The organism is Candidatus Brevundimonas phytovorans (assembly GCA_029203145.1).
In the GTDB taxonomy this organism is placed as follows: Bacteria; Pseudomonadota; Alphaproteobacteria; order Caulobacterales; family Caulobacteraceae; genus Brevundimonas; species Brevundimonas phytovorans.
Genome location: CP119309.1, coordinates 2,895,727 through 2,920,346, shown reverse-complemented (window position 1 = coordinate 2,920,346; position 24,620 = coordinate 2,895,727). Strand labels below are relative to the sequence as shown.

Sequence of the window (24,620 nt, the reverse complement as noted above, 5' to 3'; positions counted from 1 at the left end):
AAGGGGAGGGAGAGGCGCGGCGCATAGAAAAAGGCGGGACCTTTCGATCCCGCCTTCCCTGGTTCTAGCCTTGGTCAGCTTGGACTTAGAAGTCCATGCCGCCCATGCCGCCCATGCCGCCCATGTCGGGGGCGCCGGCGCCGCCCTTCTTGGGGGCGTCAGCGATAGCGGCTTCCGTGGTGATCATGATGCCGGCGACCGAGGCGGCCGACTTCAGAGCCGAACGGACGACCTTGGCCGGATCGATCACGCCCATCTGGACGAGGTCGCCGTACTCTTCGGTCTGGGCGTTGAAGCCGAACGAGGCGTCGGAGGATTCCATCACCTTGCCGACCACGATCGAGCCTTCGACGCCCGAGTTTTCCGAGATCTGACGGATCGGAGCCTGCAGGGCGCGGCGGACGATGGCGATACCGGCGTTCTGATCGGCGTTGGCGCCCTTCAGATCGATCAGCTTCTTGGAGGCTTGCAGCAGGGCCACGCCGCCGCCCGGGACGATGCCTTCATCGGCAGCGGCGCGGGTGGCGTTCAGGGCGTCGTCGACGCGGTCCTTCTTTTCCTTCACTTCGACTTCGGTCGAGCCGCCGACGCGCAGGACGGCGACGCCGCCAGCCAGCTTGGCCAGACGCTCTTGCAGTTTTTCCTTGTCGTAGTCCGAGGTGGTGTCCTCGATCTGACGCTTGATCTGCGAGACGCGGGCTTCGATGCCGTCTTTTTCACCAGCGCCTTCCACGATGGTGGTGTCGTCCTTGGTGATCTGGACCTTCTTGGCCTTGCCGAGCATGTCGAGCGTGACGGTCTCAAGCTTGATGCCGAGGTCTTCCGAGATGACCTGGCCGCCCGTCAGGATGGCGATGTCTTCCAGCATGGCCTTGCGGCGGTCGCCGAAGCCCGGCGCCTTGACGGCGGCGACGCGCAGGCCGCCACGCAGCTTGTTGACCACCAGGGTGGCCAGGGCTTCGCCTTCGATGTCCTCGGCGATGATCAGCAGGGGACGGCCCGACTGAACCACGGCTTCCAGCACCGGCAGCATGGGCTGCAGCGAGGTCAGCTTCTTCTCGTGGAGCAGGATGAGGGGCTCTTCGAGGGCGACCTCCATCTTGTCCGCGTTGGTGATGAAGTAGGGCGACAGGTAGCCGCGGTCGAACTGCATGCCTTCGACGATGTCGACGGTGGTTTCAGCCGTCTTGGCTTCTTCGACCGTGATGACGCCTTCGTTGCCGACCTTGGCCATGGCCAGGGCGATCAGCTCGCCGATTTCAGCGTCGCCGTTGGCCGAGATGGTGCCGACCTGGGCGATTTCCGAGTTGTTCGAGACCGGCTTGGAGATGGCCTTGACCTCGTCCAGGGCCACGGCGACGGCCTGGTCGATGCCGCGCTTCAGGTCCATCGGGTTCATGCCGGCGGCGACGGCCTTGAGGCCCTCTTGCACGATGGCCTGAGCCAGGACGGTGGCGGTGGTGGTGCCGTCGCCCGCGTTGTCGTTCGCCTTGGAGGCGACTTCGCGGATCATCTGGGCGCCCATGTTCTCGAAGGCGTCTTCCAGCTCGATTTCCTTGGCGACCGAGACGCCGTCCTTGGTCGAGCGCGGCGCGCCGAAGGACTTCTGGATCACGACGTTGCGGCCCTTGGGACCGAGCGTCACCTTGACGGCGTCAGCCAGGACGTTGACGCCCTTCAGCATCTTGTCGCGGGCGTCAGTGTTGAACTTTACGATTTTAGCGGCCATGCGGGCAGCTCCTATCTAGATGTTTTTACGAGAGAAACCGGAAACCCAGAGTGCTTACGACAGCACGCCCAGGACGTCGGATTCCTTCATGATGATCAGGTCGTCGCCATCGATCTTCACTTCCGTGCCCGACCACTTGCCGAACAGGATGCGGTCGCCGGCCTTCAGTTCCAGAGCGACGTGCTTGCCGTCTTCGTCACGGACGCCGGGGCCGACGGCGACGACTTCGCCTTCCTGCGGCTTTTCCTTGGCCGTGTCGGGGATGATGATCCCGCCCTTGGTCTTGGATTCTTCTTCAACGCGCTTGACCAGCACGCGGTCGCCGAGAGGACGAAACGCCATCTGATGATCTCCCAATAGGTGTCGATTAAGCCCCGGAACCAGCGGCTTTTGGCAGCCGCCCTCCCCGAGTGCTAACGGGACGGGAGTTAGGGGGCGGTTGGGGGACCGTCAAGGGCGGCGATGCGCGAATTCCGGCGGGTGCGATCCGGTCCAGATGACTTGAATATGAACAGGCCCCCTTGGGGGCGTTCAGCGGAGCCTTTCTAAAAAGGAGGCAACGGATCAACCGGCTTTCGAAAGGAGCCCGCCATGAAGACCATTTCCAAGATCGGCGTCGGCGCCATCGCCCTGACCATGCTGGCGACCACCCCCGCCGCCGCCCAGTCCTATCGCGACCGCGATCGCGACAATACCGGCCGTGACGCCGTGCTTGGCGCGGTCGTCGGCGGCGTGGCGGGCGCTCTGATCGGCCAAGGCGACGGCCGCTATATCGCCGGCGGCGCCCTGGCCGGGGCGGCCCTGGGCGCCGTGGCCTCGTCCGACAACGACCGCGACCGATGCGACTACTATCGCGGCGGCCGCTGCTATCGGACCCAGAGCCAGTGGGACCGCAATCCGCACAACGGCGGCTACTATCGTGACGGCCGCTACTGGCGGAACCAGGGCGAGTGGCGCAGCCATCAGAACCGCCGCGACCGCGACTATCGCTATGATCGCCGCTGGTAAGGGCCGGCGCTGAAACAAGGAAAGGCCCGGCGGCGACGCCGGGCCTTTTTCGCGTCGGGGGACGGGCGCCGCTCAGGCGATCAATCGGCGGAGCAGGGCCGCGGTGGAGGGGTCGAGGGCGGGAGAGGGGGCGCCGGCGACCACGTCCTTGAGCACGGCCTTGGCCAGAACCTTGCCCAGTTCGACGCCCCACTGGTCGAAGCTGTTGATGTCCCAGATCACGCCCTCGACGAAGGTCTTGTGCTCATAGAGGGCGATCAACGCGCCCAGGGTCTGGGGCGTCAGGCGGTCCATCAGGATGGCGGTGGAGGGCCGATTGCCGGGGAAGGTCTTGTGCGGGGCCAGGCGGTCGGCCTCGACCTGAGAGGCGCCTGAGGCGATCAGTTCGGCGTGGGCCTGGGCCTCGGTCTTGCCCTGCATCAAAGCCTGACCCTGGGCCAGGGCGTTGGCCCAGAGCGGGCTCTCTGACGCGCCATTGAGAGTGCTGGCGACGATGATGAACTCGGCGGGGACCACCTGCGGTCCCTGATGGATCTGCTGGAAGAAGGCGTGCTGGCCGTTGGTGCCGGGCTCGCCGAAGACGACGGGGCAGGTCGCGCGGCCCACCGGCGAGCCGTCGCGGCGCACCCGCTTGCCGTTCGATTCCATCTCCAGCTGCTGCAGGAAGGCGGGCAGGCGGCGCAGGGCGTGGGCGTAGGGTGCCACGGTGCGGGCGGGGCGATGCAGGCCGTCGACATTGTAGATCTGGGCCAGGGCCAGCAGGACCGGGGCGTTGGCCCCCAGCGGGGCCTCGAGGAAGTGCCGGTCCAGTGCGGCGGCGCCGTCGAGGAAGCCCTGGAAGACGTCCCAGCCCAGGCCGATGGCGCAACTGAGGCTGACCGCCGACCACAGGGAATAGCGTCCGCCGACCCAGTCTCGAAACGCAAAGGTGCGACCGCAGCCAAAGGCGGCGGCCTTCTCCGGCGCGGCGGTGACGCCGACGACATGTCGGTTCAGCCCCTCTGGCGGCAGGGCCGCAGCGAGCCAGGCTCGCGCAGCCTCGGCGTTGATCAGGGTTTCTTGCGTGGTGAAGGTCTTGGAGACGATGACGACCAGGGTGGTCTCCGGCTTGAGCCCGGTCAGGGCCTCGGCCATGTCGCGGGGATCGACATTGCCGACGAAGCGCAGGTCGATGGCGGGGTCGAGCGGGCGCAGGGCGTCCCAGATCAGACGCGGCCCCAGGTCGGAGCCGCCGATCCCGACATGGACCACGGCCTCGAAGGGCCGCCCGGTCGCGCCGGTCTCGATGCTGGACCGGACCGCATGGGCGTAGTCGCGCATCTGGGCGCGCACGGCCTCGACCTCGGCCGAGACGGCCTCGCCCAGGGCGCGGAAATCGGCGCCTTCGGGCGCGCGCAGGGCAGGATGCAGCACGGCCCGGCCCTCGGTGATGTTGATGGCCTCGCCGCCGAACAGGGCGGCGCGGCGACCCTCGACGTCGGCGGCGCGGGCCAGGGCCAGGGCGGCGTCGAAGCCGGCGCGGGTCCAGCTCTGCTTGGACAGGTCCAGATGCAGGCCGGCGGCATCCACCGTCATCCGCGACAGACGCTGGGGATCGGCGGCGAACTGGTCAGCGATACGGGCGTCGGCGTCGCGGCGGGCGACGGCTTCCAGTTCGGTCCAGGCGGCTTGCGGCATCAGCGTCTCCCCCTTCCGCCCGTCCCGAACAGGGCTGGTACGGCGCTTGCAAGCCCATGTTTACGGCTCAGGCCTAGAAGAGTTCAATCAATGACCGGGTCAACACGGGTTTCCGTGCGGAAAGCCGACCCGGACGCCCGTGAAAGGATGCCCCGCATGTCCTGTGGTCTCGCCCTCGCCGCCCTGCTGATGCTCAGCGACCCGTCCGTGGCCGAAGCCGCCGCCGTGGCCCCGGTCGCCGCCGATGCGCCCGTCTCGGTGGCGCACGAGCCCCTGTTCGCCGATCTGGTGGAGCGCTCGGGTTCGCTCAAGGCCATCGTTGACGGCTGGATGGCCTCGGGCGCGGCAGAAGCCGACGGTTTTCTGAACGGCGCCGCCTTCACCGGCTTCAAGGCCCAGGCGGCCGACCTGGCCGCGCGCGATCTGCAAGGCCATCTGGTGCTGAAGGCGCGCGGCACGGACAATGACCTGAAATGCATCCTGCGCGGCATCTCGGAAGACATGCCCAAGAAGGTCGCCGCCGTCGAAGCCGCCCCCAGCGCCGCCGAGCGCAAGGTGGCGCTGGAAGAACTGGCCTATCTGCTGAACGACAACATCGAGGTCATCACCTCGCCGCCTAAGCCCGCTGTCTGAAACAGCAGGCTTAGGTTTTCTTAGGGGGCCTATCGCCCTTCGGGCTACTTGAGGCCCGCTCCCCTATCTTCAGCGGAGCGGAGAGGGGAACCGCCCAAGACGCCGCGCGTGGCTCAGCCCTTCTTCGCGCCGAGGGCGTCGATGATCAGGCCTTCGGTGAGCAGTTGCGGCAGGATGCGCGGCTCAGGCTGATCGGGCGTGTAGAGCAGGTAGAGCGGCACGCCCGAACGGCCGTGGCGCTCCAGCTCGCGGGTGATGGCGTCGTCGCGGCGGGTCCAGTCGCCGACCAGATAGACGGCGTTTCGAGCCTTCAGCGCCTCGGCGGTGCGGGCCGAGGTCAGGGCCGTGGTCTCATTGATCTTGCAGGTGACGCACCAGTCGGCGGTGAAGTTGACCAGGACCGGCCGGCCTTCAGCCAGGGCCGCCTGCACCGCTTCGGGCGACCAGGGCTGCGAGGCCAGCGGGCCGGCGGCTTCGGTCACAGTCATACCCGAGAGGGGCGTGCTGCGACCTGCGATGACGGCCACACCGAGGGCCAGGATCAGGACGATCAAGGCGGCGAGGCCCGACAGCAGGCCGTTCTGGCCCAAGGCCCGCGCCGCCTGGTGCCGTCCAGCCAGCCACAGGCCCAACGCCAGCAGCAACCCCGCCGCGAACAGGATGGCCAGGGCGTCGCCGCCGGTCTGGCGGGCGAAGACCCAGACCAGCCACAGGGCGGCGCCATACATGGGGAAGGCCAGCAGGTTTCTGAGCCCCTCCATCCACGGGCCTGGGCGTGGCAGGCGGGCCAGCAGGCCGGGGCTGAGGCTGATCAGGACGTAGGGCAGGGCGAGACCCAGGCCCAGCATCAGGAAGACCGCCAGGGCCATGGGCCAGGGCATCAGCAGGGCAGCCCCCAGAGCAAGGGCCATGAAGGGGGCGGTGCAGGGCGCGGCCACGACCACGGCCAGAACCCCGGTGAAGAAGGCGCCGACGACGCCGGGCAGGCGCGACAGAGGCCCCGAGCCTGCGCCCTGCAACCCGGCGCCCACATGGAAGACGCCCGACAGGTTCAGCGCCACGGCCAGCATCAGCAGCCCCAAGGCGGCGACCACGCCCGGCGACTGCAACTGGAAGCCCCAGCCGAGGGCCTGACCGCCCGCGCGCAGGGCCAGCAGGGCGCCGGCCAGGACCAGGAAGGTCGCCAGCACCCCGGCGAGGAAGGCCAGGCCGTCGCGCCGCGCCTCGACCGGATGATGCGCCGATCGGGTCAGGGCCGCCGCCTTCATCGCCAGAATGGGGAAGACGCAGGGCATGAGGTTCAGGATCAGCCCGCCGAGCAGGGCGAACAGGGCGGCTTGAGCAAAGGCGTTCAGGCTGACCGGAGTCTTGGCGGTCGTCTCGCCGCTGGACAGGCCGCCGTCTCCACCTGCGCCGGGCAGGGCCGGGCCGGGCGGGGCTGAAATCTCCCAGGCGCCCTGATCCGTGGCGAGGACGCCGGCGACCGGCCCTTTCAGGCCCTCGGCGGTCAGAGCACGTCCGGCGGCGACCGACAGGGTCAGGCCCTCGGGGCCGTGCTGGCCGGTCTGTACGGCGGCATGGTCGAGAACCCCGCCCTCGAAGGGGAAGAAGTAGGCCCACTTCGTCGCGGCGCCGGTCCCGACCTTAGCCAGCGGCCCGCCGGTGGCGGTCAGCGTCAGCTGGCCGTCCGTGAGCTGGGCGCGGGCCTCAATCCCGGCGGGACGCGGCGCGGACTGGATCACCGACTGGATGGCGGGGCCGTGGCGCGTGTCCAGCGGGGCGGCGCCGTCCTGAACCTTGAGGTCCAGCGCCAGATCGAGGTCTTCGGGCACGCACATCTGGTCGCTGCAGACGAAGACGTGGGCGACGACCTTGAGCTTCAGGGTCTGGCCGGGGCGGGCGTCGGCGGGGATGTCGATCGGAACCGGCAGGAAGGCGGCGCCGGAATAGCCGTAGTTCATCAGGCTCTGCAGCCGCTGACGCTCGGGCAGGGGCCAGACGATCTCGCCGGCCCTGACGCCGGCGGGCAGGGTCCAGTCGAGGGTGGTCGGGCCGCCGGAATCTCCCGGATTGCGCCAATAGGTGTGCCAGCCCGGCTGGATCTTCTGGCGCACGGCGACGATGGCGGTCGAGCCGGGGGCGGCCCAGGCGCTCATGGGGACCAGTTCGGCCTCGATCCGCTCGGTGCGCTGGGGGCCGGCGGACGGCGACGCCGCGCCCGCCCTCAAGGCGTCGTCCAGGGCGGACGGCGCGGCGACGGCCGGGGCGGCGAGGGTCAGCCAGACGAGGAGGGCGGCGAGAAGACGCAAAGGGCGGCACCAGGCGAAGGGAAGGCGTCACGACCTTAGCCGCCGCGCGCGCCCACAGCCACCGTCTCGCGACGGCGGGACCCTCTGACGCAGCCGCGGGAAGGTCAGCGCCGGGGCGCGGCCTCGATCAGCACTTCGGTGCGGCGGCGCAAGGGATCGTTGACGCCGTTGACCACGGCGCCGTCGGCGCCGGCGGCGGCCACCTCGAAGGCGGGGGCCGGCAGGCCGACTGCAGCCAGGGCCTCGGCTACAGAGCGGGCGCGGCGCTCGGACAGGGACTGGTTGGCGGCGGCCGTGCCGCTGCGGGCGTCGGCCAGGCCCAGAACCTGGATGCGGGTGACGTCGCAGCCCTGAAGCTGGGCGGCGGTCAGGCGGACAGCCTCGCGCGCGGCGGGGGTCAGTCGGGCCTGATCCTGATCAAAATAGACCTCGAACCGCTTGGCGGCGCAGGCGGAAGGATCGCTGACCAGATCGGCGCGCGTCCTGTAGGCGCCGGGCGGGGCGCAGGCCGCGACCAGGGCGGTCAGGCCGCCGACGACGGCGAGCGGGAAAATCGGTTTCATGAAAAGCCCCTTTGCTAAACACGCCCAGCCCCGGGCGCGACGTCAGACCTGGATGGTTCTCGGCCAGAAAAAAGGGCGGCCCGCACCAACGGACCGCCCCTGAAACCTGACCCGAAATCTCTTCGGGCGCCAGCGTGATCCTAGTAGCGGCGCTGGCCGTTTTCCCAGTAGCACTCGGTCTGGCGGTTGTCGTAGCAGTAGTAATACCGGCCCTGGTTGTCGCGGTAACGCTGCTGGTTGTTGCGGTCCTGGTTGGAGCCGCGGATGGCGCCCGCCGCGCCGCCGGCCAGGGCGCCGATGGCGGCGCCGGTCGCGGCGTTGCCGCCGCCGACGTTGTTGCCGATGATGGCGCCGGCGACCGCGCCGATGCCGGCGCCGATGGCGCCTTGACGCACGGTTTCGTTGTTGTTGCCGCCGCCGTAATACGGGTCACTGGCGCAGGCGGTGACCAGAAGGCCTGCGCCGGCGATGGCGATAATCGCCTTGTTCATGGGTCTGTCCTTCAGCTCGGGGTTGCTCCCCTGAGCGCAATCAACGCCGTGCCAAGGCGACGGTTCCGGGCCAGAGGCGACAAGCTTTACATTATTTTGTTCGCCCGATCGGCTGGGGCGGAACCGGGCCGGAAACGAGGCGTTCGCCGCCCATGACCGACGCCGCCGCGCCCGCCGACCCCGCTCTAGCGCCCCGCCTTACGCCCCACGCGCCGATGCAGAGGGTGACGATTCTGGTCAATCCCCTGTCCGGCGGGGTCGGCCCCCAGGCGGCGGCCGAGGCCGAGGCCATCCTGTCGACCTATGCCCTGGAAGCCACCGTGGTCACGCTGGAGGGGCCGCGCATAGCCGACCAGATCGGCGAGGCCCTGGAGGCCCGGCCGGATGTTCTGTTCGTGCTGGCCGGGGACGGCACGGCGCGGTCGGTGGCGACGCGGGCCGGAGCCCGGGGGCCGCTGATCGCGCCCCTGCCCGGCGGCACCATGAACATGCTGCCCAAGGCCCTCTATGGCACCGGCGACTGGAAGCTGGCGCTCAAGCGGGCGCTGGAGGAGGGCGCGCCCCAGGCCGTCTCGGGCGGAGAGGTCGAGGGCGAGGCCTTTTATTGCGCCGCCATCTTCGGGTCCCCGGCCCTGTGGGCCCCGGCGCGCGAGGCGATGCGGACCGGCAAGGTGAAGCTGGCCTGGATGTACGGTCGGCGGGCCCTGAAACGGGCCTTCAGCGGCTCGATCCGCTTCACTCTGGACGGCGGCGTCCGGCGGCGGGCCGAGGCCCTGGTGCTGATCAGTCCGATGATCTCCAAGGCCATGGACGAGCCGGTCGGGCTGGAGGCGGCGGCGATGACCACGTCGGACGCGGCCCAGGCCTTCGCCCTGGCGGCGCGCGCCCTGTTCGACGACTGGCGCCATGATCCCAATGTCACGACCCAGCCGGCGCGCAAGATCGCGGTCCTGGCGCGGTCGAAGATTCCGGCGGTGATCGACGGCGAGCCCATGCTGCTGGGGCGCGAGGCGCGCATCCGCTTCCTGCCGCGCGCCTTCATGGCCCTGGCGCCCTTGCCGCCGGCGGCCGAGGACAGTGTCTGATGGGGCGGGTGCTGCAGTTTTCGGACGTGCATTTCGGCTGCGAGCATGTGCACGCCGTGGCCGCCGCGCTCGACTACGCCCATGCGACCCCGCACGATCTGGTGCTGATCACCGGCGACATCACCCAGCAGGGCTTTCCCAAGGAGTTCGCGGCGGCGGGGGAATGGATCCGCGCCATGCCTCAGCCGGTCTTCGTCACCGTGGGCAATCACGATGTCCCCTACTGGGACGTCATGGCGCGGCTGTTCTGGCCGTGGCGCGCCTTCGAGCAGGCGACCGGCCATCCGGCCCATGATCACGAGTTCCGCCGAGAACACCTGATGGTGCGGGGAGTGACCACGGCGCGCGGTTGGCAGGCGCGGCCCAACTGGTCCAAGGGCGTCATCGACCTGGACCAGACGCGGCGCGCGGCCGAAGCCCTGCGCAACGCCCCGATCGGGGCCCTGCGGATTCTGGCCTGCCACCATCCGCTGATCGAGATGATCGGCGCGCCGATGACCGGCGAGGTCAAGCGCGGCGACCAGGCGGCCCTGATCTTCGCCGAGGCGGGTGTGGATCTGATCACCACGGGCCATGTCCATGTGCCCTTCGCCCTGGGCATCGACCTGTCGGACCGCTGTTCCTACGCCATCGGCTGCGGGACGCTGTCGCATCGCGAACGGGGGGCGCCCCCCAGCTTCAACCGGATCGAGTGGGATGCGCGCGAGATTGTGGTGACGGCGGTGGTCTGGACCGGCCAGCGGTTTGAGGATCATCAGACCTGGCGTCTGCCGCGGCGTCAGGACACGCGGCGGATCGAGACGGCGCCCGATCCGGTCACGCCGGGCGAAATGGAAGCCGCCGTCGTCTGAACGGCCACGAAAAAAGGCCCCGGCGGAACACCGGGGCCTTTCTGCTGACAGCGCCTGAGCGGCGTCAGATTCGCGGACCGCGACCCCTCATGCCGCCGACGACCAGCGAGACGACGAAGAGAATAACCGCAATAATGGCGATGAACTTGGCGATCTCGAACGACATGCCCGAGATACCGCCGAAGCCGAGGACTGCCGCAACCAAGGCGACGATAAAGAAAATGATGGCCCAGCGAAGCATGGACGACCCTCCGGAACGTTGTTGACGGGAGCAGAACCATCGACCCCTCCCGTCGATCGTCCGCCTGTCTTAACAACGCTCCGAAGGCTTGACCGTTCCGCTTTTTTATCGCCTGCGCGGGCGGCTCTTTTCAGTAAAGGCGGCCGCGACCATGGTGGCCAGGGCCGGGTTGCGCAGGAAGATCCAGCCGCCGGCCAGGGCCGCCGCTGCGCCGAGGATGGGGCGCTGCTGGAACAGGTGCAGGGCGCGCATGCCCAGGCCTTCCGGCTCATAGTCCTCTTCTTCGTCCTCGCCTTGCGCCCGGCGGACGAAGACCAGGGCGACGATCAGGGCGATGACCGCAAAGAGGGCCGAGGTGATGGCCGCCGCCGCCAGAGGCAGGACGACCAGCGCTAGAAGATAGTAGACCGTGGCCCCCAGGGCGACCATGGCCACGAAGCCCGCGCCGGCCGCGATGAAGGTCGCGACCGCACGATTGACCAGCCCCCGCCCCAGCATCAGCGGCGACGACCGGCGAGCAGCAGGCCCAGCACCACGCCGACGCCCAGGGCGATGGCGGTGGACTGCACCGGGCGTTCCTGCACGCGCTCGACGACATAGCGTTGGGCTTCCTCGAAGCGCTCGGCGGCGTCGTCATAATATTCGCGACCGCGCACGCGGGCGTCGGCGTAATAGCCGCGCGCCTTTTCCCGCAGTTCGTCGCCCTGCTCGCGCAGGCGGGCTTCGGCCTCGGCGGCCTTTTCCTTGAGGCGCTGCGTTTCCTCGCGCGCGCCCGTCTTCAGATCCTCCTTGAGGGTCTTCAGGTCGTTCTTGATGTCTTCCCGAGCCTTGGTGGTGGCCATGATGCGCGCTCCGCTGGATGTGTAAGCTTGACGATTAGATAGAGAACCCCCGCCCCGAACGCCACACCGACGACCAAGGTTCCTGCAAAGCCGCAGGCCGAGGTCGAGGCGCCCGTCGCCTTCTGGCGTCGGAAGGGGCGTCGTCCTAGAAAGAACGCCATGACCCAATGGCTGTTCCCGCCCGCGCCCGCGCCGTCCCTGTCCATCCTCGGCGAGGCGCGTCGTTTTCCTGTTCGTCGCGTCCTGTGCGTCGGCCAGAACTACGCCGCCCATGCCCGCGAAATGGGGGCCGATCCGAACAAGCCCGCCCCCTTCTTCTTTTCCAAGCCCGCCGACGCCTTGGTCGTCGACGGCGCCGACCCGGCCTATCCGTCGGCCACGGCCAACCTGCATCATGAGGTGGAGCTGGTCGTCGCCGTGGGCGAGGGCGGGGGGATCGCGGGTTGGGCCGTCGGCGTCGATCTGACGCGGCGCGATCTGCAATCGGACGCCAAGGCCAAGGGGCGGCCGTGGGAGGCGGGCAAGGCCTTTGACCAGTCGGCCCCGTGCGGCGCCCTGACGCTCGGCGCCCTGCCGAACGCCGACGCGGCGATCGAACTCAAGGTCAATGGCGAGACGCGCCAGTCGGGCCGTCTGTCGGACATGATCTGGGACCCGGCAGGGATTCTGGCCAAGGCCAATGAGTTGTGGACTCTTCAGCCCGGCGACCTGATCTTCACCGGCACGCCCGAGGGCGTCGGGCCTCTGGTTCCGGGCGACCGGGTCGAGGCGACCATCGACGGTCTGGCCCGGCTCAGCTTCACGGTGCAGCCATGATCCTGCACGGCTACTGGCGCTCGGGCACCAGCTATCGCACGCGCATCGCCCTCAACCTGAAGGGGCTGAGCTATCAGACGGCGCCGGTCGATCTGCGCACGGGCCAACAGAAGTCCGACGCCTATCTCGCGCTGAATCCGCAGGGCCTGGTTCCGGCGCTGGAGACCGACGACGGTCTGGTCCTGACCCAGAGCCCGGCCATTCTGGAGTGGCTGGAAGAAACCCGTCCGACCCCGGCCCTGCTGCCGTCGAACGCCGCCGACCGGGCCTGCGTGCGGGCCATGGCGGCCCTGATCGGCTGCGACATCCATCCGCTGAACAATCTGCGGGTGCTGAAGGCGGTGCGCGCCCTCGGCGCCGATCAGGCCGGTGTGGACGCCTGGGCTGGGCGATGGATCGCGGACGGGTTCGCCGCGCTGGAAGCCCTGGTCGTGCGTCACGGCGAGGGCTGGTGCTTTGGCGGGGCGCCGACATTGGCGGACTGCTACCTGATCCCACAAATTTATTCGGCCCGGCGGTTTAACCTTGATATGACGCCGTTTCCACGTCTGCTGGAGATTGAAGCGCGGGCGGACCTGCATCCGGCCTTCATCGCGGCGCATCCCGACCGTCAACCCGATGGGCAGTCGGACGCGGGTTAAGTCTCTTCGTTCACCAACAGCCTTGATTTCGGTCAATCTCCCTTAAGCTTTGGCGCGGAATATCGGCGTCGTGAGATTCGCCGTCCCGCCCTCTCCCGCCGACCGGCTCGCCATCGCTGTGGTGACTGAGCCTGAACGGTCCCGCCCGCTGCCGCCCGGCCAGCGGGAAGACGCCATGCGCCATCTGCTGCAGACGGCGGGCGACGCGGGCGTCGGCCTGGTCGCGACCCGGCCCGAGGGCGACGTCGAGCGCCTGCTGGGTCAGGCCTGGCCCTTCCCCTCGCCTTTCCGCGTCACCGCGCGCACCGTGCCCCTGGCCGACGGTCTGGACCGGGTCGAGGCCCGCGCCCGGCGCTCGCTGGAGCGCATGGGCCTGCCGCGCGGCGACGCCGTCCTGGTGCAGAACGCCGCCGATCTGGCCGGTGCCGAGGGCCGCGCCCTGTGGGGCCGGTTGCAGGCGCTGAAGGAGCGGGGGATCTTCCGCAAGATCGGCTTCGTCGCCACCGTCGAGGACGGTCCGGCCCTGATCGCCCGCCGCTTCCAGCCCGACGTGGTGCAGGTCGCCTGCAACATCCTGGATCAGCGCGCGGCGCGCAGCGGGGTCATCGAGGCCCTGGCTGGACAGGGCGTCGAGGTGCATCTGGCCTCGGTCTTCGCCCAGGGCCTGCTGTTCGCCAACCGCGAGAGCCTGCCGCCCGAACTGGCGAACCACGGCATGGCTCTGTCGCGCACGCGTCGTCGTCTGGCCGAAGCCCGCGTCGATCCGATGCAGGCGGCCCTGGCCTATGCCCTCAACCTGCCCGGCGTGGCCTCGGTCATCGCCAGCGTGGCCTCGGCCGCCGAACTGCGCGCCATCGTCGCCGCCTCGCACGCGGCCAAGCCCGACATTGACTGGGACGCCCTGGCCCTGGACGAGGCCCCCGCCGCCGTCGCCTCGCGCCTGCGCCTGCACGTCAGCAACGCCGCCTGATCCACAGGCGCGGCGGTCTTCACAGCCGTCCTGTGCATGATCGCCGCCGATCCCGCTTGAGGCGGGCGCCCCGATCCGTCACCTTGCGCCGCGTATGAACGCGCCCCTGTCCCATCCCCCGCAAGCCGATCTGAAGCCCGACGCCAAGGCGGATTCGGGCACGACGCCGGTCATGGCGCAATTCCTGGCGGCCAAGGCCGATCAGCCGGACGCCATCCTCTTCTTCCGCATGGGCGACTTCTACGAGCTGTTCTTCGACGACGCGGTCAAGGCGGCGGCGGCCCTGGGCATCACCCTGACCAAGCGCGGCAAGCATCAGGGCGAGGACATTCCCATGGCCGGGGTGCCGGTCCATGCGCTGGACGGCTATCTGGCGCGGCTGATCCGCATGGGCTTCAAGGTCGCCATCTGCGAGCAGCTGGAAGCCCCCGCCGAGGCCAAGAAGCGCGGCCACAAGGCGGTGGTGCACCGCGGGGTGGTGCGGGTGGTGACGCCCGGCACCCTGACCGAGGACAGCCTGCTGGACGCGCGCGGGGCCAACCGTCTGGCGGCGGTGGCGATCCGCAAGGGCCGCGCCGCCGTGGCCGTGGTCGAACTGTCGGCCGGGGCGGTGGACTCGGTGGCCTGCGACCTCGGCGATCTGGGCGCGGCGCTGGCGGCGTTCCGGCCGTCGGAGGTTCTGGTGCCGGACCGCCTGTTCTCGGACGAGACGCTGAAGGGCGCGCTGGACGGCTCCGGCGGCGTGGTTCAGGCCATGCCCCAGGCCCTGGCCGAGCCGGTCGGCGCGCGCGACCGGGTGCAGCGGCTCTATGGCGTTTCCGCGCTGGACGGCTTCGGCGCCTTCGAGGAGGCCGAGGTCTCGGCGCTCGGCCTGGTCGCCGCCTATCTGGAAACCACCCAGGCCGGCAAGATCCCGGCCCTGGCCCCGCCGCGCCGCTCGGGCGAGAGCGGGTTTCTGGCCATCGATCCGGCGACGCGTCTCAGCCTCGAGATCGACCGGACGCAGCGGGGCGAGCGCGACGGCTCCCTGCTGCACTGCATCGACCGCAGCGTCACCTCGGGCGGGGCGCGGGCGCTGGCGGAACGCATCTCGCGGCCCCTGCGCGATCCGGCGGCGATCAACGCCGGGCTGGATGCGGTCGAGTGGTTGCTGGAGCGGCGCGACCTGCGCCGCGATCTGAGGGACGGGCTGCGGTCCTCGGCCGATGTGGCGCGGGCCACCTCGCGGCTGGCGCTGGGACGCGGCGGTCCGCGCGACCTGGCGGCCATCCGTTCGGGGCTGACGACGGCGCAGGCTCTGGCCGGGCTGTTCGCGGCCTCGACCCATGACCCTCTGGCGGGACCGCCGAGCCGGGTCCTGGCCTGTCTCGACCGGCTGACGCTGGACGGGGAGCTGTCGCACTTGCTGGCCGATCTGGGCGACGGCCTGATCGAGGAGCCGCCGCATCTGGCGCGCGACGGCGGCTTCGTGAATCCCGGCCACCGCCCGGAACTGGACGCCGCCCGCACCCTGCGCGACGACAGCCGCCGCGTGGTCGCAGACCTTGAGGCCCGCGCCGTGGCCGAGAGCGGCGTGGCCTTCAAGGTGCGCCACAACGCCGTGCTGGGCTATTTCCTCGAGGCCTCGGCCAAGGCGGCGGAAAACCTGCTGCGGGCTGGGCCCGACAGCCCCTTCATCCACCGTCAGACCCTGGCCAATCAGGTCCGCTTCACCACGGTCGAACTGTCGGAGCTGGACGCCAGGATCAGCCAGGCCGGGCATCGCGCCCTGGCCATGGAGGGCGAGACGTTCGAAGCCTGGCGGCGCGAGGTCGCGCGGCTGGCCGGGCCGTTGCAGGGCGTGGCCGAGGCCCTGGCCGAGCTGGACGCCCACGCCGCCCTGGCCGAATGGGCCGAAGAGGTCGGCGCGGTCCGCCCTGTGGTCGACGACAGCCTCTGCTTCGATGTCGAGGCCGGGCGTCACCCGGTGGTCGAGGCGGCGGTGACGGCGCAGGGCGACCCCTATACGCCCAACAACTGCCGGCTGGCCGGGGATGGTCAGGGCGCGTCGCGCCTGTCCATCGTCACCGGGCCGAACATGGCCGGTAAGTCGACCTTCCTGCGCCAGAACGCCCTGCTGGTGGTGCTGGCCCAGGCCGGAGCCTTTGTGCCGGCGCGCGCCATGCGGCTTGGGGTGGTGGACCGGCTGTTCAGTCGGGTCGGGGCCGGCGACGACCTGGCGCGCGGGCGCTCCACCTTCATGATGGAGATGGTCGAGACCGCCGCCATCCTGACCCAGGCTACGCCGCACAGCTTTGTCGTGCTGGACGAGATCGGGCGCGGCACGGCCACCTATGACGGTCTGGCGATCGCCTGGGCCACGGCGGAGGCCCTGCACGAAACCAATCGCGCCCGCACCCTGTTCGCCACCCACTATCACGAGCTGGCGCGGCTGGAGGAGCGGCTGGACCACGTCTGCAACCTGTCGATGAAGGCGCGCGAGTGGAACGGCGATCTGGTCTTCCTGCACGAGGCGGCGCCCGGCGCGGCGGACCGCTCGTACGGGGTGCAGGTGGCCAAGCTGGCCGGGGTGCCGACGGCGGTGGTCGGTCGCGCCCGTGAGGTGCTGGAACGGCTGGAGAGCGAGAAGGCGGCGACGGCGCGTCTGGACGACCTGCCCCTGTTCGCCGCCGTGGCCGAACCGGCGCCAGCGCCGATCAGCTCGGCGCTGGACGACGCGATGGCGGCCCTCGACCCGGATGAGCTGACCCCGCGCGAGGCGCTGGAGGCGCTTTATCGGCTGAAGAATTTGGCGAAGGCCTGAAATCCGCTCATCCCGGCGGCCGCCGGGACCCGGTGAGAGCCTCAGGCGCGCCGGCGGATTGGGTACGCACTAGAACTGATGGGCTGTAGAGAAGGCCAAAGGACTGGATCCCGGCGTCCGCCGGGATGAGCGGAGGAGAGGGCGTGTTAGGATGGTCGGCGTGACTTCTTCTTCCGTTCTTGATCCGCGCCTCATTGAAGCCGCTGCGGCGCCCGACGCCCGCGTCGCCGTCACCGAGCTCTTGCGCGAAAGCTTCGCCATCGAGCGCGCCCGCGTCGCCCGGCGGCTGGAGAGCGGGGTCGATGGCGCCGAGGCGGCGCGTCTCTACGCCGCCGCTGCGGACGCCATGCTGATCAACCTGTGGCGGGTGGCGACCGAGGTCCTGCATCCGGCGCCGCAGGATCGCCTCAGCCTGTTGGCGGTCGGCGGCTACGGGCGCGGCGTTCTGGCGCCCTTTTCCGATCTGGACCTGCTGTTTTTGCGGCCGGGTCAGGGCGTCAACGCACGCACCACGGCGGTGACTGAGTTCGTCCACTACGTCCTGTGGGACCTGGGCCTGAAGGTCGGTTCGGCCTCGCGTTCGGTCGGCGAGACGCTGGACCTGGCCCGCAGCGACATGACGGTGCGGACCACCTTGCTGGAGGCGCGGACGCTGGTCGGCGACATCGCCCTCGGCGAGGGCCTGCTGAGGCGGTTTCGGACTGAGGTCGCCAAGGCCGATCCGCGCCCCTTCATCGCCGCCAAGATGGAGGAGCGGGACGTCCGCCTGCAAAAAACAGGCGCTGTGCGCTACCGCGTCGAGCCCAATATCAAGGACGGCAAGGGCGGTTTGCGCGACCTGAACACCCTGTTCTGGATCGCCCGGTCGCTGGCGCCGGACAGCGAGCGGGGGCAGGCGGCGCTGGAGGGCCTGCTGAGCGCGCGCGAGCTGCGCAGCTTCCGCGAGGCCATCGGTTTCCTGTGGAGCGTGCGCATCCATCTGCATCTGACGGCGGGCCGGGCGGAAGAGAAGCTGACCTTCGACTATCAGCCCGAGATCGCCCGGCGCATGGGCTGGCGCGGGCGCGGCGACGAACTGGCGGTTGAGCGCTTCATGCGCCGCTATTTTCAGGTCGCGCGCGAGGTCGGGGCCCTGACCCGCGCCGTCTCGGCCCAGCTGGAGGCGCGCCAGCAGAAGAAGGCGCAAGGGCTGGCGCGCGGCCTGTCGCGGCTGATCCCCCGCCGGCGCGCCAAGCTGGCCTTCGACGGACTGGCCATCGAGGGCGGGCGTCTGACGGTGACGGGGGGCGGGGTCTTCGCCCATGACCCGGTGCGGCTGCTGCTGCTGTTTGTCGAGGCTGACCGGCTGGATCTGGATCTGCACCCCGACGCCTTCGCCGCGGTGATCCGCGCCCTGCCGTTGGTGACGCCGGCGCTGCGGCGCGACCCGCGGGCGGCCGAGGCCCTGCTGACGGTGCTGGCGCATGGCCAGAGGCCCTATCGCGTCCTGTCGATCATGAACGAGACGGGTCTGCTGGGTCGCTTCCTGCCCGAATGGGGGCGGATCGTCGGCCAGACCCAGTTCAATATGTATCACGCCTATACGGTGGACGAGCACACCCTGCAGGCCGTCGGGATCATCAACGACATCGCGCGCGGCAAGCTGGAGGCGGACCATCCGGCCTCGACCGCCATCATCCATCGCATCGCCGATATCGAGGTGCTGATGCTGGCCATGCTGCTGCACGACGTGGGCAAGGGCGGCGACCGGGGCCAGCTGGAGGACGGGGCCATCGCTGCGCGCCGCGCCTGCGAACGGCTGGGCGTCGACCCGCGCCGGATCGAGCTGGTGGTCTGGCTGGTGCGCCATCACCTGCTGATGAGCGACTACGCCCAGAAACGCGACGTCTCCGACCCCTCGACGGTGCAGGCCTTCGCCGAGGCCGTGGGCGATCCCGAGCGGTTGCGGATGCTGATGGTCCTGACCGTGGCCGACATTCGCGCCGTCGGGCCGGGGGTCTGGAACGGCTGGAAGGGGCAGCTGATGCGCGCCCTGTTCGAGGCCACGGAGGCCCTGTTCCGCGGCGACGCCGTGACGCGCGAGGACCCGCTGGTCGATCACCCGGCCCTGGTCGAGCGGGCGCGGCGCGAAGGCGCGGCGGTCGAGGCCCTGCCGCCGGAAACCGCGCTGGAATCCACGGCGCGGGTGGCGGTGGCGGCGACGGACCGGCCCGGCCTGTTCGCCGATCTGGCGGCGACCCTGGCCCTGGCGGGGGCCGATGTCGTCGGCGCCCGTCTGGCCACCGCCGAGGACGGCACGGCGCTGGACGTGTTCGAGCTTCAAGACGGGGCGGGCGAGGCCTATGGCCAGCGCGAGCCGCGTCGGCTGGCCATCCTGGTCAAGGCGCTGGAGCGGGCGGCGCAGAAGGGCGCCCGGGCCTCGGCGGTCGAGACCCCGCGCGTCAGCGCCCGCCGGGCGGTGTTTGAGGTGCGCCCGGTGGTGCGGATCGACGTCGAGGCCGGCACCAGCGCCGTGGTGGTCGAGGTTTCGGGCGCAGACCGGCCCGGCCTGCTGGCCGATCTGGCGCGGACGATTGCGGCCCACGGCTATTCGACCCGCTCGGCCCACGTCGCCAGCTTCGGCGAGCGGGCGGTGGACGGCTTCTACATCACCGACGCCGACGGTCGTAAGCCGAGCGACGCGGCGCGTCTGGGGGCGCTGAAGGCTGGGCTGCTGGAGGTTCTGGATCGTGCGCCGCAGGGGCCGGCGGGGCGCCGCATCGTCCCGGTGCGGGCCAGCGTCCGCGACGTCTCCGATCTGGAAGGCGAGGTTGGACGCAAGCCCGTATCCAGCGGGTCGCGGGCGCGCTAAGGCGTTTGTCCGGGCGAACACAGAGATAGCCGTGAACGACAAGACCGATCCCATTGAACCGGCAGCCCCGGTCCCGGCCGCCAACGCCACCGTCGAGCCGATCGTTCAGCCGCCCGCCGCCTCGACGACGCTGGACGGCGACGCGCCCAAGGGCGGTGGCGTCATGCGTTCCTCGGCCATCTTCAGCGCCATGACCCTGCTCAGCCGCCTGGCCGGGTTTGCGCGCGACGTGGTGATCTCGGCGGCGCTGGGGGCCTCGGCGGGACCGGCGGCGGACGCTTATAACACCGCCCTGAACTTCCCCAACCTGTTCCGCCGCATCTTCGCCGAAGGGGCCTTCGCCGCCGCCTTCGTGCCGGCCTACGCCAAGACGCTGAAGACGGAAGGCGAAGCCGTGGCCGATCAGGTCGCCACCGACGCCCTGGCCGCCGTCGCCGCCGTCACCGTGGTTCTGACCATCATCGCCCAGCTGACCATGCCGTGGCTGATGACGGTCATCAACATCGGCTTCCTCGACGATCCGGCGCGCTTCAAGCTGGCGGTGATCCTGACCCAGATCACCATGCCCTATCTGCCCTGCATGGCCGTGGCGTCCTTGTTGAGCGGGGTGCTGAACGCGCGCGGGCGCTTCATCGTCTCGGGCGCCTATCCCATCCTGCTGAACCTGATCATGCTGGCCGCCGTCATTCCGGCCAAGGGCGACCAGGTCGGCGCCGCCTACGCCGCCTCCTGGGGCGTGGCCGTGGCGGGCGTGGCCCAGGCCGGCCTGTGCTGGTGGGCGGCGAGGAAGGCGGGCGCCAATATCCGCCTGACCATGCCCAGGCTGACCCCGGCGGTGAAGGCCATCATCATCACCGCCGTGCCCGCCGCCATCGGCAACTCGGCGACCCAGATCAACGTCTTCATTTCGGGCAACCTGTCCAGCTTCGTCGCGGGCGGCCGGACCTGGCTGGCCACGGCGGACCGGCTGTATCAGCTGCCGCTCGGCCTGGTCGGCGTGGCCATCGGCATCGCCCTGCTGCCCAAGCTGTCGGCGGCGGTGGCGTCCCAGGACCACGGCCAGCAGCAGGCCTCGATGGACGAGGCCCTGGCCCTGTCCATGGCCCTGACATTGCCCGCAGCAGCAGCCTTGCTGGCCATGCCCTACTTCCTGATCGACGCCCTGTTCACGCGCGGCGCCTTCCTGCAGGTCGACGCGGTCAACACGGCCCAGGCCCTGTTCCAGTTCGGCTGGGGCGTGCCGGCCTTCGTCCTGATCCGCATCCTGGCCCCGGCCTTCTTCGCGCGCGGCGATACGCGGCGACCCATGGTTTTCGCCCTGATCTCGGTGGCGGTGAACGCCGGTCTGGCCATCGCCCTCTTCAACCTGGGCATGGGCATCGCCGGGATCGCGGCGGCGGTCAGCGCCGCGGCCTGGACCAACGCCCTGCTGCTCGGCGCGACGCTGTGGCGGCGAGGTCATTACCGGCCCAGCCCGGCGGCGGCGTCGCGGCTGGCGCGCATCGGTCTGGCCAGTCTCGGCCTGGGCGTCGTCGTCGGCCTCGCCTCCTGGGCGCGTCCCATGCTTCAGGCGCCGGTGGCCGATCTGATGGCCATGCTGGGAACCAGCCACGGCGCCAAGGAGATCACCCTGGCTCTGGTCGTGGCGGCGGGCGGCCTGACCTATGTGGTCCTGGCCTTCGCCACCCGCGCGATCACGGTCGCTGAGATCAAGGGCCTGATCCGCAAGGGGCGGTAAGCTTGCCCTTCCCAGCCTTGCCCTAAGACCGCCGAGCCGGTAAGCGCGAGGGCATGGCTTATTCGGGACATCCCTTTATCGCCCGGCGATGGCGCGGCTGACTGTTCACCGCCTGCCTCCGCACGCCTGCGTGCGCCGAATTCCAGCCTTTACGCTTCCCGAGAAAATTCCATGACTGACCAGATCCCGGCCCCCGTCGCTCCGGCTTATGCAGGTCCGCGCCGTATCCTGTCCGGCATCCAGGCTTCCGGCGCCCTGCACCTGGGCAATTATCTGGGCGCCCTGAAGCGCTTCACCGAACTTCAGGACACGGGCGCGCCCCTGTTCGTCTTCGTCGCCGACATGCACGCCATCACCGTCTGGCAGGACCCCGCCAAGCTGACGGCCCAGACGCGCGAGATCGCGGCGGCCTATCTGGCGGCGGGTCTGGACCCGGCCAAGGCGACCATCTTCCCGCAGTCGGCGGTGCCGGCTCACGCCGAGCTGGCCTGGATCTTCAACTGCGTCGCCCGCCTCGGCTGGCTGGACCGGATGACCCAGTTCAAGGAGAAGTCGGGCAAGCACAAGGAGCGCTCCAGCGTCGGCCTCTACACCTATCCGGTGCTGCAGGCGGCGGACATCCTGCTCTACAAGGCGACCGAGGTGCCGGTCGGCGAGGACCAGAAACAGCATCTGGAGCTGACCCGCGACATCGCCGCCAAGTTCAACAACGACTTCGGCGCGCCCAACTTCTTCCCCCAGCCTGAACCCCTGATCCAGGGTCCGGGCACCCGCGTCATGTCCTTGCGCGACGGTTCGGCCAAGATGAGCAAGTCGGATCCGTCGGACCTGTCGCGCATCAACCTGACCGACGACGCCGACACCATCGCGGCCAAGATCAAGAAGGCCAAGTCGGACATGGATGTCCTGCCGGACACGGTCGAGGGTCTGGACGGTCGGCCCGAGGCCAAGAACCTGGTGGCCATCTACGCCGCCCTGTCGGACACGACGCGCGAGGCCGTTCTGGCCGAGTTTGGCGGTCAGGGCTTCGGCGCCTTCAAGCCCAAGCTGGCTGAGCTGGCGGTGACGTCGATGGCTCCGGTCACGGCCGAGATGCGCCGCCTGATGGCCGACCCGGCCGAGATCGACCGCGCCCTGGCCGTCGGCGCCGAGCGCGCCCGCGAAGTGGCCCAGCCGGTCGTGGACGAGGTCAAGAAGATCGTCGGCTTCTGGCAGGGTTGATCAGCCGTTTTCGGACGTGATGGCCTCGCTGCGGGTTTCGCGGCGGGGTCTTCGCGCCTAGATCGTCGGTCATGACCCATCCTCTCGATCGCGCCGTCTTCAACGCCCTGACGACGCGCCTGTCGCGGTTTACGACGCCGGATTCCGCAGCCTTGGCCGCGCGCCTCGACCCCGAGGTCGGCGTCTTTCTGGCGGCGGCGGACGACAGCAGGGCCAGCCGCGAGGCGCTCGGCGTCCTGGCTCGACGCTATCCCGGCGCGGGCCTGGTCGAACGCGAGGACGGGCCGATGGCCGGGGTTCTGCCCGATGGCGTGCCGGTCGCCGCCCAGGTCGCCCTGGTGCAGATGACGGCGACCGCGCTGACGCCGGTCGGGTCGACAGCCGCGCGGCTGGACGACATGATCGAGGTGCTGGGCGAGGCGGACGCCCCCGCCATGCTGGCCCTGGCCACCCTGACAAAGCCCGGTCCGTTTCGCTCCCGGACCCGCGAGCTGGGTCCCTTCGTCGGCGTCAAGCGCGACGGCCAGCTGGTCGCCATGGCGGGGCGGCGGTTGCGCGTCGACGGCTTCACCGAGCTGAGCGGGGTCTGCACCCATCCCGATCATCGCGGCATGGGCTACGCCGCCGCCCTGTCCCGCGCCGTGGTCGCAGAGATTCTGGCCACGGGAGAGGCGGCCTTCCTGCACGCCTTCGCCGATCACGAGACGACCATCGCCTTCTATCGCGGACTGGGATTTCAGACGCGGGCGCGCATGATCTATACCTCGTTGGGCGAGGCCTAGAGGAGACGCGGCATGAGCGGACACGGCGCAACAGTGGAATGGACGCGGGGCGATCAGGCCTTCGTCGACAAGCGATATAGCCGCGCCCACGTCTGGCGCTTTGACGGCGGGGCCGTGGTGCCCGGCTCCTCGGCCCCGTCGGGGGTGCCTGTGCCGATGTCGGACCCGGCGGGCGTGGACCCGGAGGAGGCCATGGTCGCCTCCCTGTCCAGCTGTCACATGCTGTGGTTCCTGGCCTTCGCCGCCAACGCCGGTCTGGTGGTCGACCGCTATCTGGACGAGGCCTCGGGCGAGCTGGACAAGAATGAAGCGGGCAAGCGCTATCTGGCGCGCGTCGCCCTGAAGCCGGTGACGACCTTTACGGGCCGTCAGCCCGACCAGGCCGAGCTGGACGCCTTGCACCATTCCGCGCACGAGCACTGTGAAATGGCCCATTCGGTGCGCGCCGAGATCACGGTCACGGCCCGTACCGGCTGAGGATCACGCCTCCGGCGCCACATCCTTGAGGAAGGCCGTGAAGCGACGCAGGGCCTCCAGCGTCAGCTCTGGGTCGTGGCGCATCGGGCCGTTGCTGGTCGGTTCGTCGAAGGCGTGGGTGCCCTCGGCGACCCAGCTTTCGACCTCGGAGCCGCAGTCGCGGATCATGGCGTTGACTCGCTCGGCGTTCGACACCGTGGTCAGGTGGTCGCGCCTGGCCGTCATGGCGAGAACGCGCGGGCAGTGCCGCCACGGCTTCATCTTGTTGAAGGCCCAGGTCCCGACATAGGGGTAGGCCAGCCACACCGCCTTGACCCCCGACAGGTCGCAGGACGCCGGGTCGGCCACGCCCATGCGGCCCGGTTGCGGGTCCTCGCTCATCATCTCCATGATCGACCACCCGCCGTGGCTCCAGCCGGCCAGCGACAGCATCGTCGGATCGACGTCGGGGCGGCGCGAAATGCCCTGAATGGCGGCCAGGAGGTCGCCCGCGCGCTCATAGCCGCGCAGCACCAGTCCGGTGCAGACCGTGGTCAGGGTGAAGGCCCGGTTCCAGCCGCGCGGGGCGTAGGAATCGACGATGAAGGCGCGCCAGCCCGCCGCCTTGGCCGCCTCGGCGTAGCGCGGCAGGTGATCGCGCAGACCGCCGCAGCCGTGGAACAGCAGCACCGCCGGACGCGGCCGGTCGTCCTCGGGGCCGACCACGGTCACGTGCGGTTCCAGCATGGCCCAGCGGGCGTCGAGCGTATCCATGAGCGGCACCATAACGCGCGAACAGCAAAGAAAAAGCGCCGCTTCTCCCTGACGGGAGAAGCTTTTTTTGAGAGGTGCTACCGCCCTTCGGGCTGCTTGAGCACGTCGCCCCCGCGAGAGGGGAAACGTCACGCGCTCA

At 69.9% G+C, this 24,620-nt stretch carries 23 protein-coding genes; 13 read left to right on the top strand and 10 right to left on the bottom strand.

Annotated elements, in window-relative coordinates:
• Nucleotides 1-85 precede the first annotated feature (85 nt).
• Together groL and groES are read right to left on the bottom strand one after the other, a co-directional pair.
• Nucleotides 86-1,729 (bottom strand): chaperonin GroEL, encoded by a 1,644-nt coding sequence (gene groL / locus P0Y52_14300; protein ID WEK57696.1) that lies wholly within the window; start codon nucleotides 1,727-1,729, stop codon nucleotides 86-88.
• A 54-nt stretch (nucleotides 1,730-1,783) separates the two neighbouring features.
• Nucleotides 1,784-2,071 (bottom strand): co-chaperone GroES, encoded by a 288-nt coding sequence (gene groES / locus P0Y52_14295; GenBank protein ID WEK57695.1) that lies wholly within the window; start codon nucleotides 2,069-2,071, stop codon nucleotides 1,784-1,786.
• A 249-nt stretch (nucleotides 2,072-2,320) separates the two neighbouring features.
• Here groES and P0Y52_14290 point away from each other — a divergent pair, with 249 nt between their 5' ends.
• On the top strand, nucleotides 2,321-2,737 hold the full coding sequence (locus P0Y52_14290; protein ID WEK57694.1) for a hypothetical protein: 417 nt from the start codon (nucleotides 2,321-2,323) through the stop codon (nucleotides 2,735-2,737).
• Between the two features lie 72 nt (nucleotides 2,738-2,809).
• On the opposite strand, the gene pgi is transcribed toward P0Y52_14290, so the two are convergent.
• Nucleotides 2,810-4,414: a glucose-6-phosphate isomerase gene (pgi, locus tag P0Y52_14285; GenBank protein WEK57693.1), complete on the bottom strand. Its 1,605-nt coding sequence runs from the start codon at nucleotides 4,412-4,414 to the stop codon at nucleotides 2,810-2,812.
• 156 nt (nucleotides 4,415-4,570) lie between these two features.
• On the opposite strand from pgi, the gene P0Y52_14280 reads away from it, so the two are divergent.
• The gene (locus tag P0Y52_14280) at nucleotides 4,571-5,047 is read left to right on the top strand and encodes a hypothetical protein (GenBank protein ID WEK57692.1); all 477 of its coding nucleotides are present in this window, start codon (nucleotides 4,571-4,573) and stop codon (nucleotides 5,045-5,047) included.
• Nucleotides 5,048-5,160: 113 nt separating this feature from the next.
• Here the strand turns inward: P0Y52_14280 and P0Y52_14275 are convergent, their stop codons facing one another.
• From P0Y52_14275 to P0Y52_14265, 3 genes are all read right to left on the bottom strand, one after another.
• Nucleotides 5,161-7,356, bottom strand: a complete 2,196-nt coding sequence (locus P0Y52_14275; protein ID WEK57691.1) for a protein-disulfide reductase DsbD family protein — start codon at nucleotides 7,354-7,356, stop codon at nucleotides 5,161-5,163.
• A gap of 104 nt (nucleotides 7,357-7,460) precedes the next feature.
• Nucleotides 7,461-7,919, bottom strand: a complete 459-nt coding sequence (locus P0Y52_14270) for an OmpA family protein (protein WEK57690.1) — start codon at nucleotides 7,917-7,919, stop codon at nucleotides 7,461-7,463.
• A 140-nt stretch (nucleotides 7,920-8,059) separates the two neighbouring features.
• The gene (locus tag P0Y52_14265; protein WEK57689.1) at nucleotides 8,060-8,410 is read right to left on the bottom strand and encodes a glycine zipper domain-containing protein; all 351 of its coding nucleotides are present in this window, start codon (nucleotides 8,408-8,410) and stop codon (nucleotides 8,060-8,062) included.
• Nucleotides 8,411-8,562: 152 nt separating this feature from the next.
• Here P0Y52_14265 and P0Y52_14260 point away from each other — a divergent pair, with 152 nt between their 5' ends.
• Together P0Y52_14260 and P0Y52_14255 are read left to right on the top strand one after the other, a co-directional pair.
• Nucleotides 8,563-9,495: a diacylglycerol kinase family protein gene (locus P0Y52_14260; protein WEK57688.1), complete on the top strand. Its 933-nt coding sequence runs from the start codon at nucleotides 8,563-8,565 to the stop codon at nucleotides 9,493-9,495.
• Nucleotides 9,495-10,346, top strand: coding sequence for a metallophosphoesterase (locus tag P0Y52_14255; GenBank protein ID WEK57687.1), 852 nt, complete (start codon nucleotides 9,495-9,497; stop codon nucleotides 10,344-10,346). Before P0Y52_14260 ends, P0Y52_14255 begins: the two co-directional genes overlap by 1 nt.
• A 64-nt stretch (nucleotides 10,347-10,410) precedes the next feature.
• Here the strand turns inward: P0Y52_14255 and P0Y52_14250 are convergent, their stop codons facing one another.
• The 3 genes from P0Y52_14250 to P0Y52_14240 form a co-directional block, all read right to left on the bottom strand.
• A complete protein-coding gene (locus tag P0Y52_14250) occupies nucleotides 10,411-10,587 on the bottom strand; it encodes a DUF1328 domain-containing protein (protein ID WEK57686.1) in 177 nt (58 codons plus the stop codon).
• Between the two features lie 105 nt (nucleotides 10,588-10,692).
• Nucleotides 10,693-11,085: a hypothetical protein gene (locus tag P0Y52_14245; protein WEK57685.1), complete on the bottom strand. Its 393-nt coding sequence runs from the start codon at nucleotides 11,083-11,085 to the stop codon at nucleotides 10,693-10,695.
• The gene (locus tag P0Y52_14240; GenBank protein ID WEK57684.1) at nucleotides 11,085-11,429 is read right to left on the bottom strand and encodes a DUF883 domain-containing protein; all 345 of its coding nucleotides are present in this window, start codon (nucleotides 11,427-11,429) and stop codon (nucleotides 11,085-11,087) included. Before P0Y52_14240 ends, P0Y52_14245 begins: the two co-directional genes overlap by 1 nt.
• 159 nt (nucleotides 11,430-11,588) lie before the next feature.
• Between P0Y52_14240 and P0Y52_14235 the strand changes: the two genes are divergently transcribed.
• The 9 genes from P0Y52_14235 to P0Y52_14195 all read left to right on the top strand — a co-directional run bounded on the left by P0Y52_14235 (nucleotide 11,589) and on the right by P0Y52_14195 (nucleotide 23,728).
• A complete protein-coding gene (locus P0Y52_14235; protein WEK57683.1) occupies nucleotides 11,589-12,245 on the top strand; it encodes a fumarylacetoacetate hydrolase family protein in 657 nt (218 codons plus the stop codon).
• A complete protein-coding gene (gene maiA / locus P0Y52_14230) occupies nucleotides 12,242-12,886 on the top strand; it encodes a maleylacetoacetate isomerase (GenBank protein WEK57682.1) in 645 nt (214 codons plus the stop codon). The genes P0Y52_14235 and maiA overlap by 4 nt, the downstream gene beginning before the upstream one ends.
• Before the next feature lie 70 nt (nucleotides 12,887-12,956).
• Nucleotides 12,957-13,856 carry an aldo/keto reductase gene (locus P0Y52_14225; GenBank protein WEK57681.1) on the top strand — a complete coding sequence of 300 codons (900 nt, stop codon included), beginning with the start codon at nucleotides 12,957-12,959 and terminating at the stop codon, nucleotides 13,854-13,856.
• A gap of 94 nt (nucleotides 13,857-13,950) precedes the next feature.
• The gene (mutS, locus tag P0Y52_14220; GenBank protein ID WEK57680.1) at nucleotides 13,951-16,659 is read left to right on the top strand and encodes a DNA mismatch repair protein MutS; all 2,709 of its coding nucleotides are present in this window, start codon (nucleotides 13,951-13,953) and stop codon (nucleotides 16,657-16,659) included.
• Nucleotides 16,660-16,819: 160 nt separating this feature from the next.
• On the top strand, nucleotides 16,820-19,510 hold the full coding sequence (gene glnD / locus P0Y52_14215) for a [protein-PII] uridylyltransferase (GenBank protein ID WEK57679.1): 2,691 nt from the start codon (nucleotides 16,820-16,822) through the stop codon (nucleotides 19,508-19,510).
• A gap of 31 nt (nucleotides 19,511-19,541) precedes the next feature.
• On the top strand, nucleotides 19,542-21,248 hold the full coding sequence (gene murJ, locus P0Y52_14210; protein WEK57678.1) for a murein biosynthesis integral membrane protein MurJ: 1,707 nt from the start codon (nucleotides 19,542-19,544) through the stop codon (nucleotides 21,246-21,248).
• Nucleotides 21,249-21,419: 171 nt separating this feature from the next.
• The gene (trpS, locus tag P0Y52_14205) at nucleotides 21,420-22,469 is read left to right on the top strand and encodes a tryptophan--tRNA ligase (GenBank protein ID WEK57677.1); all 1,050 of its coding nucleotides are present in this window, start codon (nucleotides 21,420-21,422) and stop codon (nucleotides 22,467-22,469) included.
• Between the two features lie 71 nt (nucleotides 22,470-22,540).
• Nucleotides 22,541-23,251, top strand: coding sequence for a GNAT family N-acetyltransferase (locus tag P0Y52_14200; protein WEK57676.1), 711 nt, complete (start codon nucleotides 22,541-22,543; stop codon nucleotides 23,249-23,251).
• 12 nt (nucleotides 23,252-23,263) lie between these two features.
• Nucleotides 23,264-23,728 (top strand): OsmC family protein, encoded by a 465-nt coding sequence (locus P0Y52_14195; protein ID WEK57675.1) that lies wholly within the window; start codon nucleotides 23,264-23,266, stop codon nucleotides 23,726-23,728.
• Between the two features lie 3 nt (nucleotides 23,729-23,731).
• On the opposite strand, the gene P0Y52_14190 is transcribed toward P0Y52_14195, so the two are convergent.
• On the bottom strand, nucleotides 23,732-24,481 hold the full coding sequence (locus P0Y52_14190) for a dienelactone hydrolase family protein (GenBank protein ID WEK57674.1): 750 nt from the start codon (nucleotides 24,479-24,481) through the stop codon (nucleotides 23,732-23,734).
• Nucleotides 24,482-24,620 lie beyond the last annotated feature (139 nt).

Coding starts and splice junctions, on each gene's coding strand:
- groL (WEK57696.1), bottom strand. CDS start 1,729: ATGGCCGCTAAAATCGTAAAGTTCAACACTGACGCCCGCGACAAGATG.
- P0Y52_14280 (WEK57692.1), top strand. CDS start 4,571: ATGTCCTGTGGTCTCGCCCTCGCCGCCCTGCTGATGCTCAGCGACCCG.
- P0Y52_14265 (WEK57689.1), bottom strand. CDS start 8,410: ATGAACAAGGCGATTATCGCCATCGCCGGCGCAGGCCTTCTGGTCACC.
- pgi (WEK57693.1), bottom strand. CDS start 4,414: ATGCCGCAAGCCGCCTGGACCGAACTGGAAGCCGTCGCCCGCCGCGAC.
- P0Y52_14255 (WEK57687.1), top strand. CDS start 9,495: ATGGGGCGGGTGCTGCAGTTTTCGGACGTGCATTTCGGCTGCGAGCAT.
- P0Y52_14270 (WEK57690.1), bottom strand. CDS start 7,919: ATGAAACCGATTTTCCCGCTCGCCGTCGTCGGCGGCCTGACCGCCCTG.
- trpS (WEK57677.1), top strand. CDS start 21,420: ATGACTGACCAGATCCCGGCCCCCGTCGCTCCGGCTTATGCAGGTCCG.
- mutS (WEK57680.1), top strand. CDS start 13,951: ATGAACGCGCCCCTGTCCCATCCCCCGCAAGCCGATCTGAAGCCCGAC.
- P0Y52_14240 (WEK57684.1), bottom strand. CDS start 11,429: ATGGCCACCACCAAGGCTCGGGAAGACATCAAGAACGACCTGAAGACC.
- P0Y52_14260 (WEK57688.1), top strand. CDS start 8,563: ATGACCGACGCCGCCGCGCCCGCCGACCCCGCTCTAGCGCCCCGCCTT.
- maiA (WEK57682.1), top strand. CDS start 12,242: ATGATCCTGCACGGCTACTGGCGCTCGGGCACCAGCTATCGCACGCGC.
- P0Y52_14250 (WEK57686.1), bottom strand. CDS start 10,587: ATGCTTCGCTGGGCCATCATTTTCTTTATCGTCGCCTTGGTTGCGGCA.
- groES (WEK57695.1), bottom strand. CDS start 2,071: ATGGCGTTTCGTCCTCTCGGCGACCGCGTGCTGGTCAAGCGCGTTGAA.
- P0Y52_14235 (WEK57683.1), top strand. CDS start 11,589: ATGACCCAATGGCTGTTCCCGCCCGCGCCCGCGCCGTCCCTGTCCATC.
- P0Y52_14190 (WEK57674.1), bottom strand. CDS start 24,481: ATGGATACGCTCGACGCCCGCTGGGCCATGCTGGAACCGCACGTGACC.
- P0Y52_14195 (WEK57675.1), top strand. CDS start 23,264: ATGAGCGGACACGGCGCAACAGTGGAATGGACGCGGGGCGATCAGGCC.
- P0Y52_14290 (WEK57694.1), top strand. CDS start 2,321: ATGAAGACCATTTCCAAGATCGGCGTCGGCGCCATCGCCCTGACCATG.
- P0Y52_14245 (WEK57685.1), bottom strand. CDS start 11,085: ATGCTGGGGCGGGGGCTGGTCAATCGTGCGGTCGCGACCTTCATCGCG.
- P0Y52_14200 (WEK57676.1), top strand. CDS start 22,541: ATGACCCATCCTCTCGATCGCGCCGTCTTCAACGCCCTGACGACGCGC.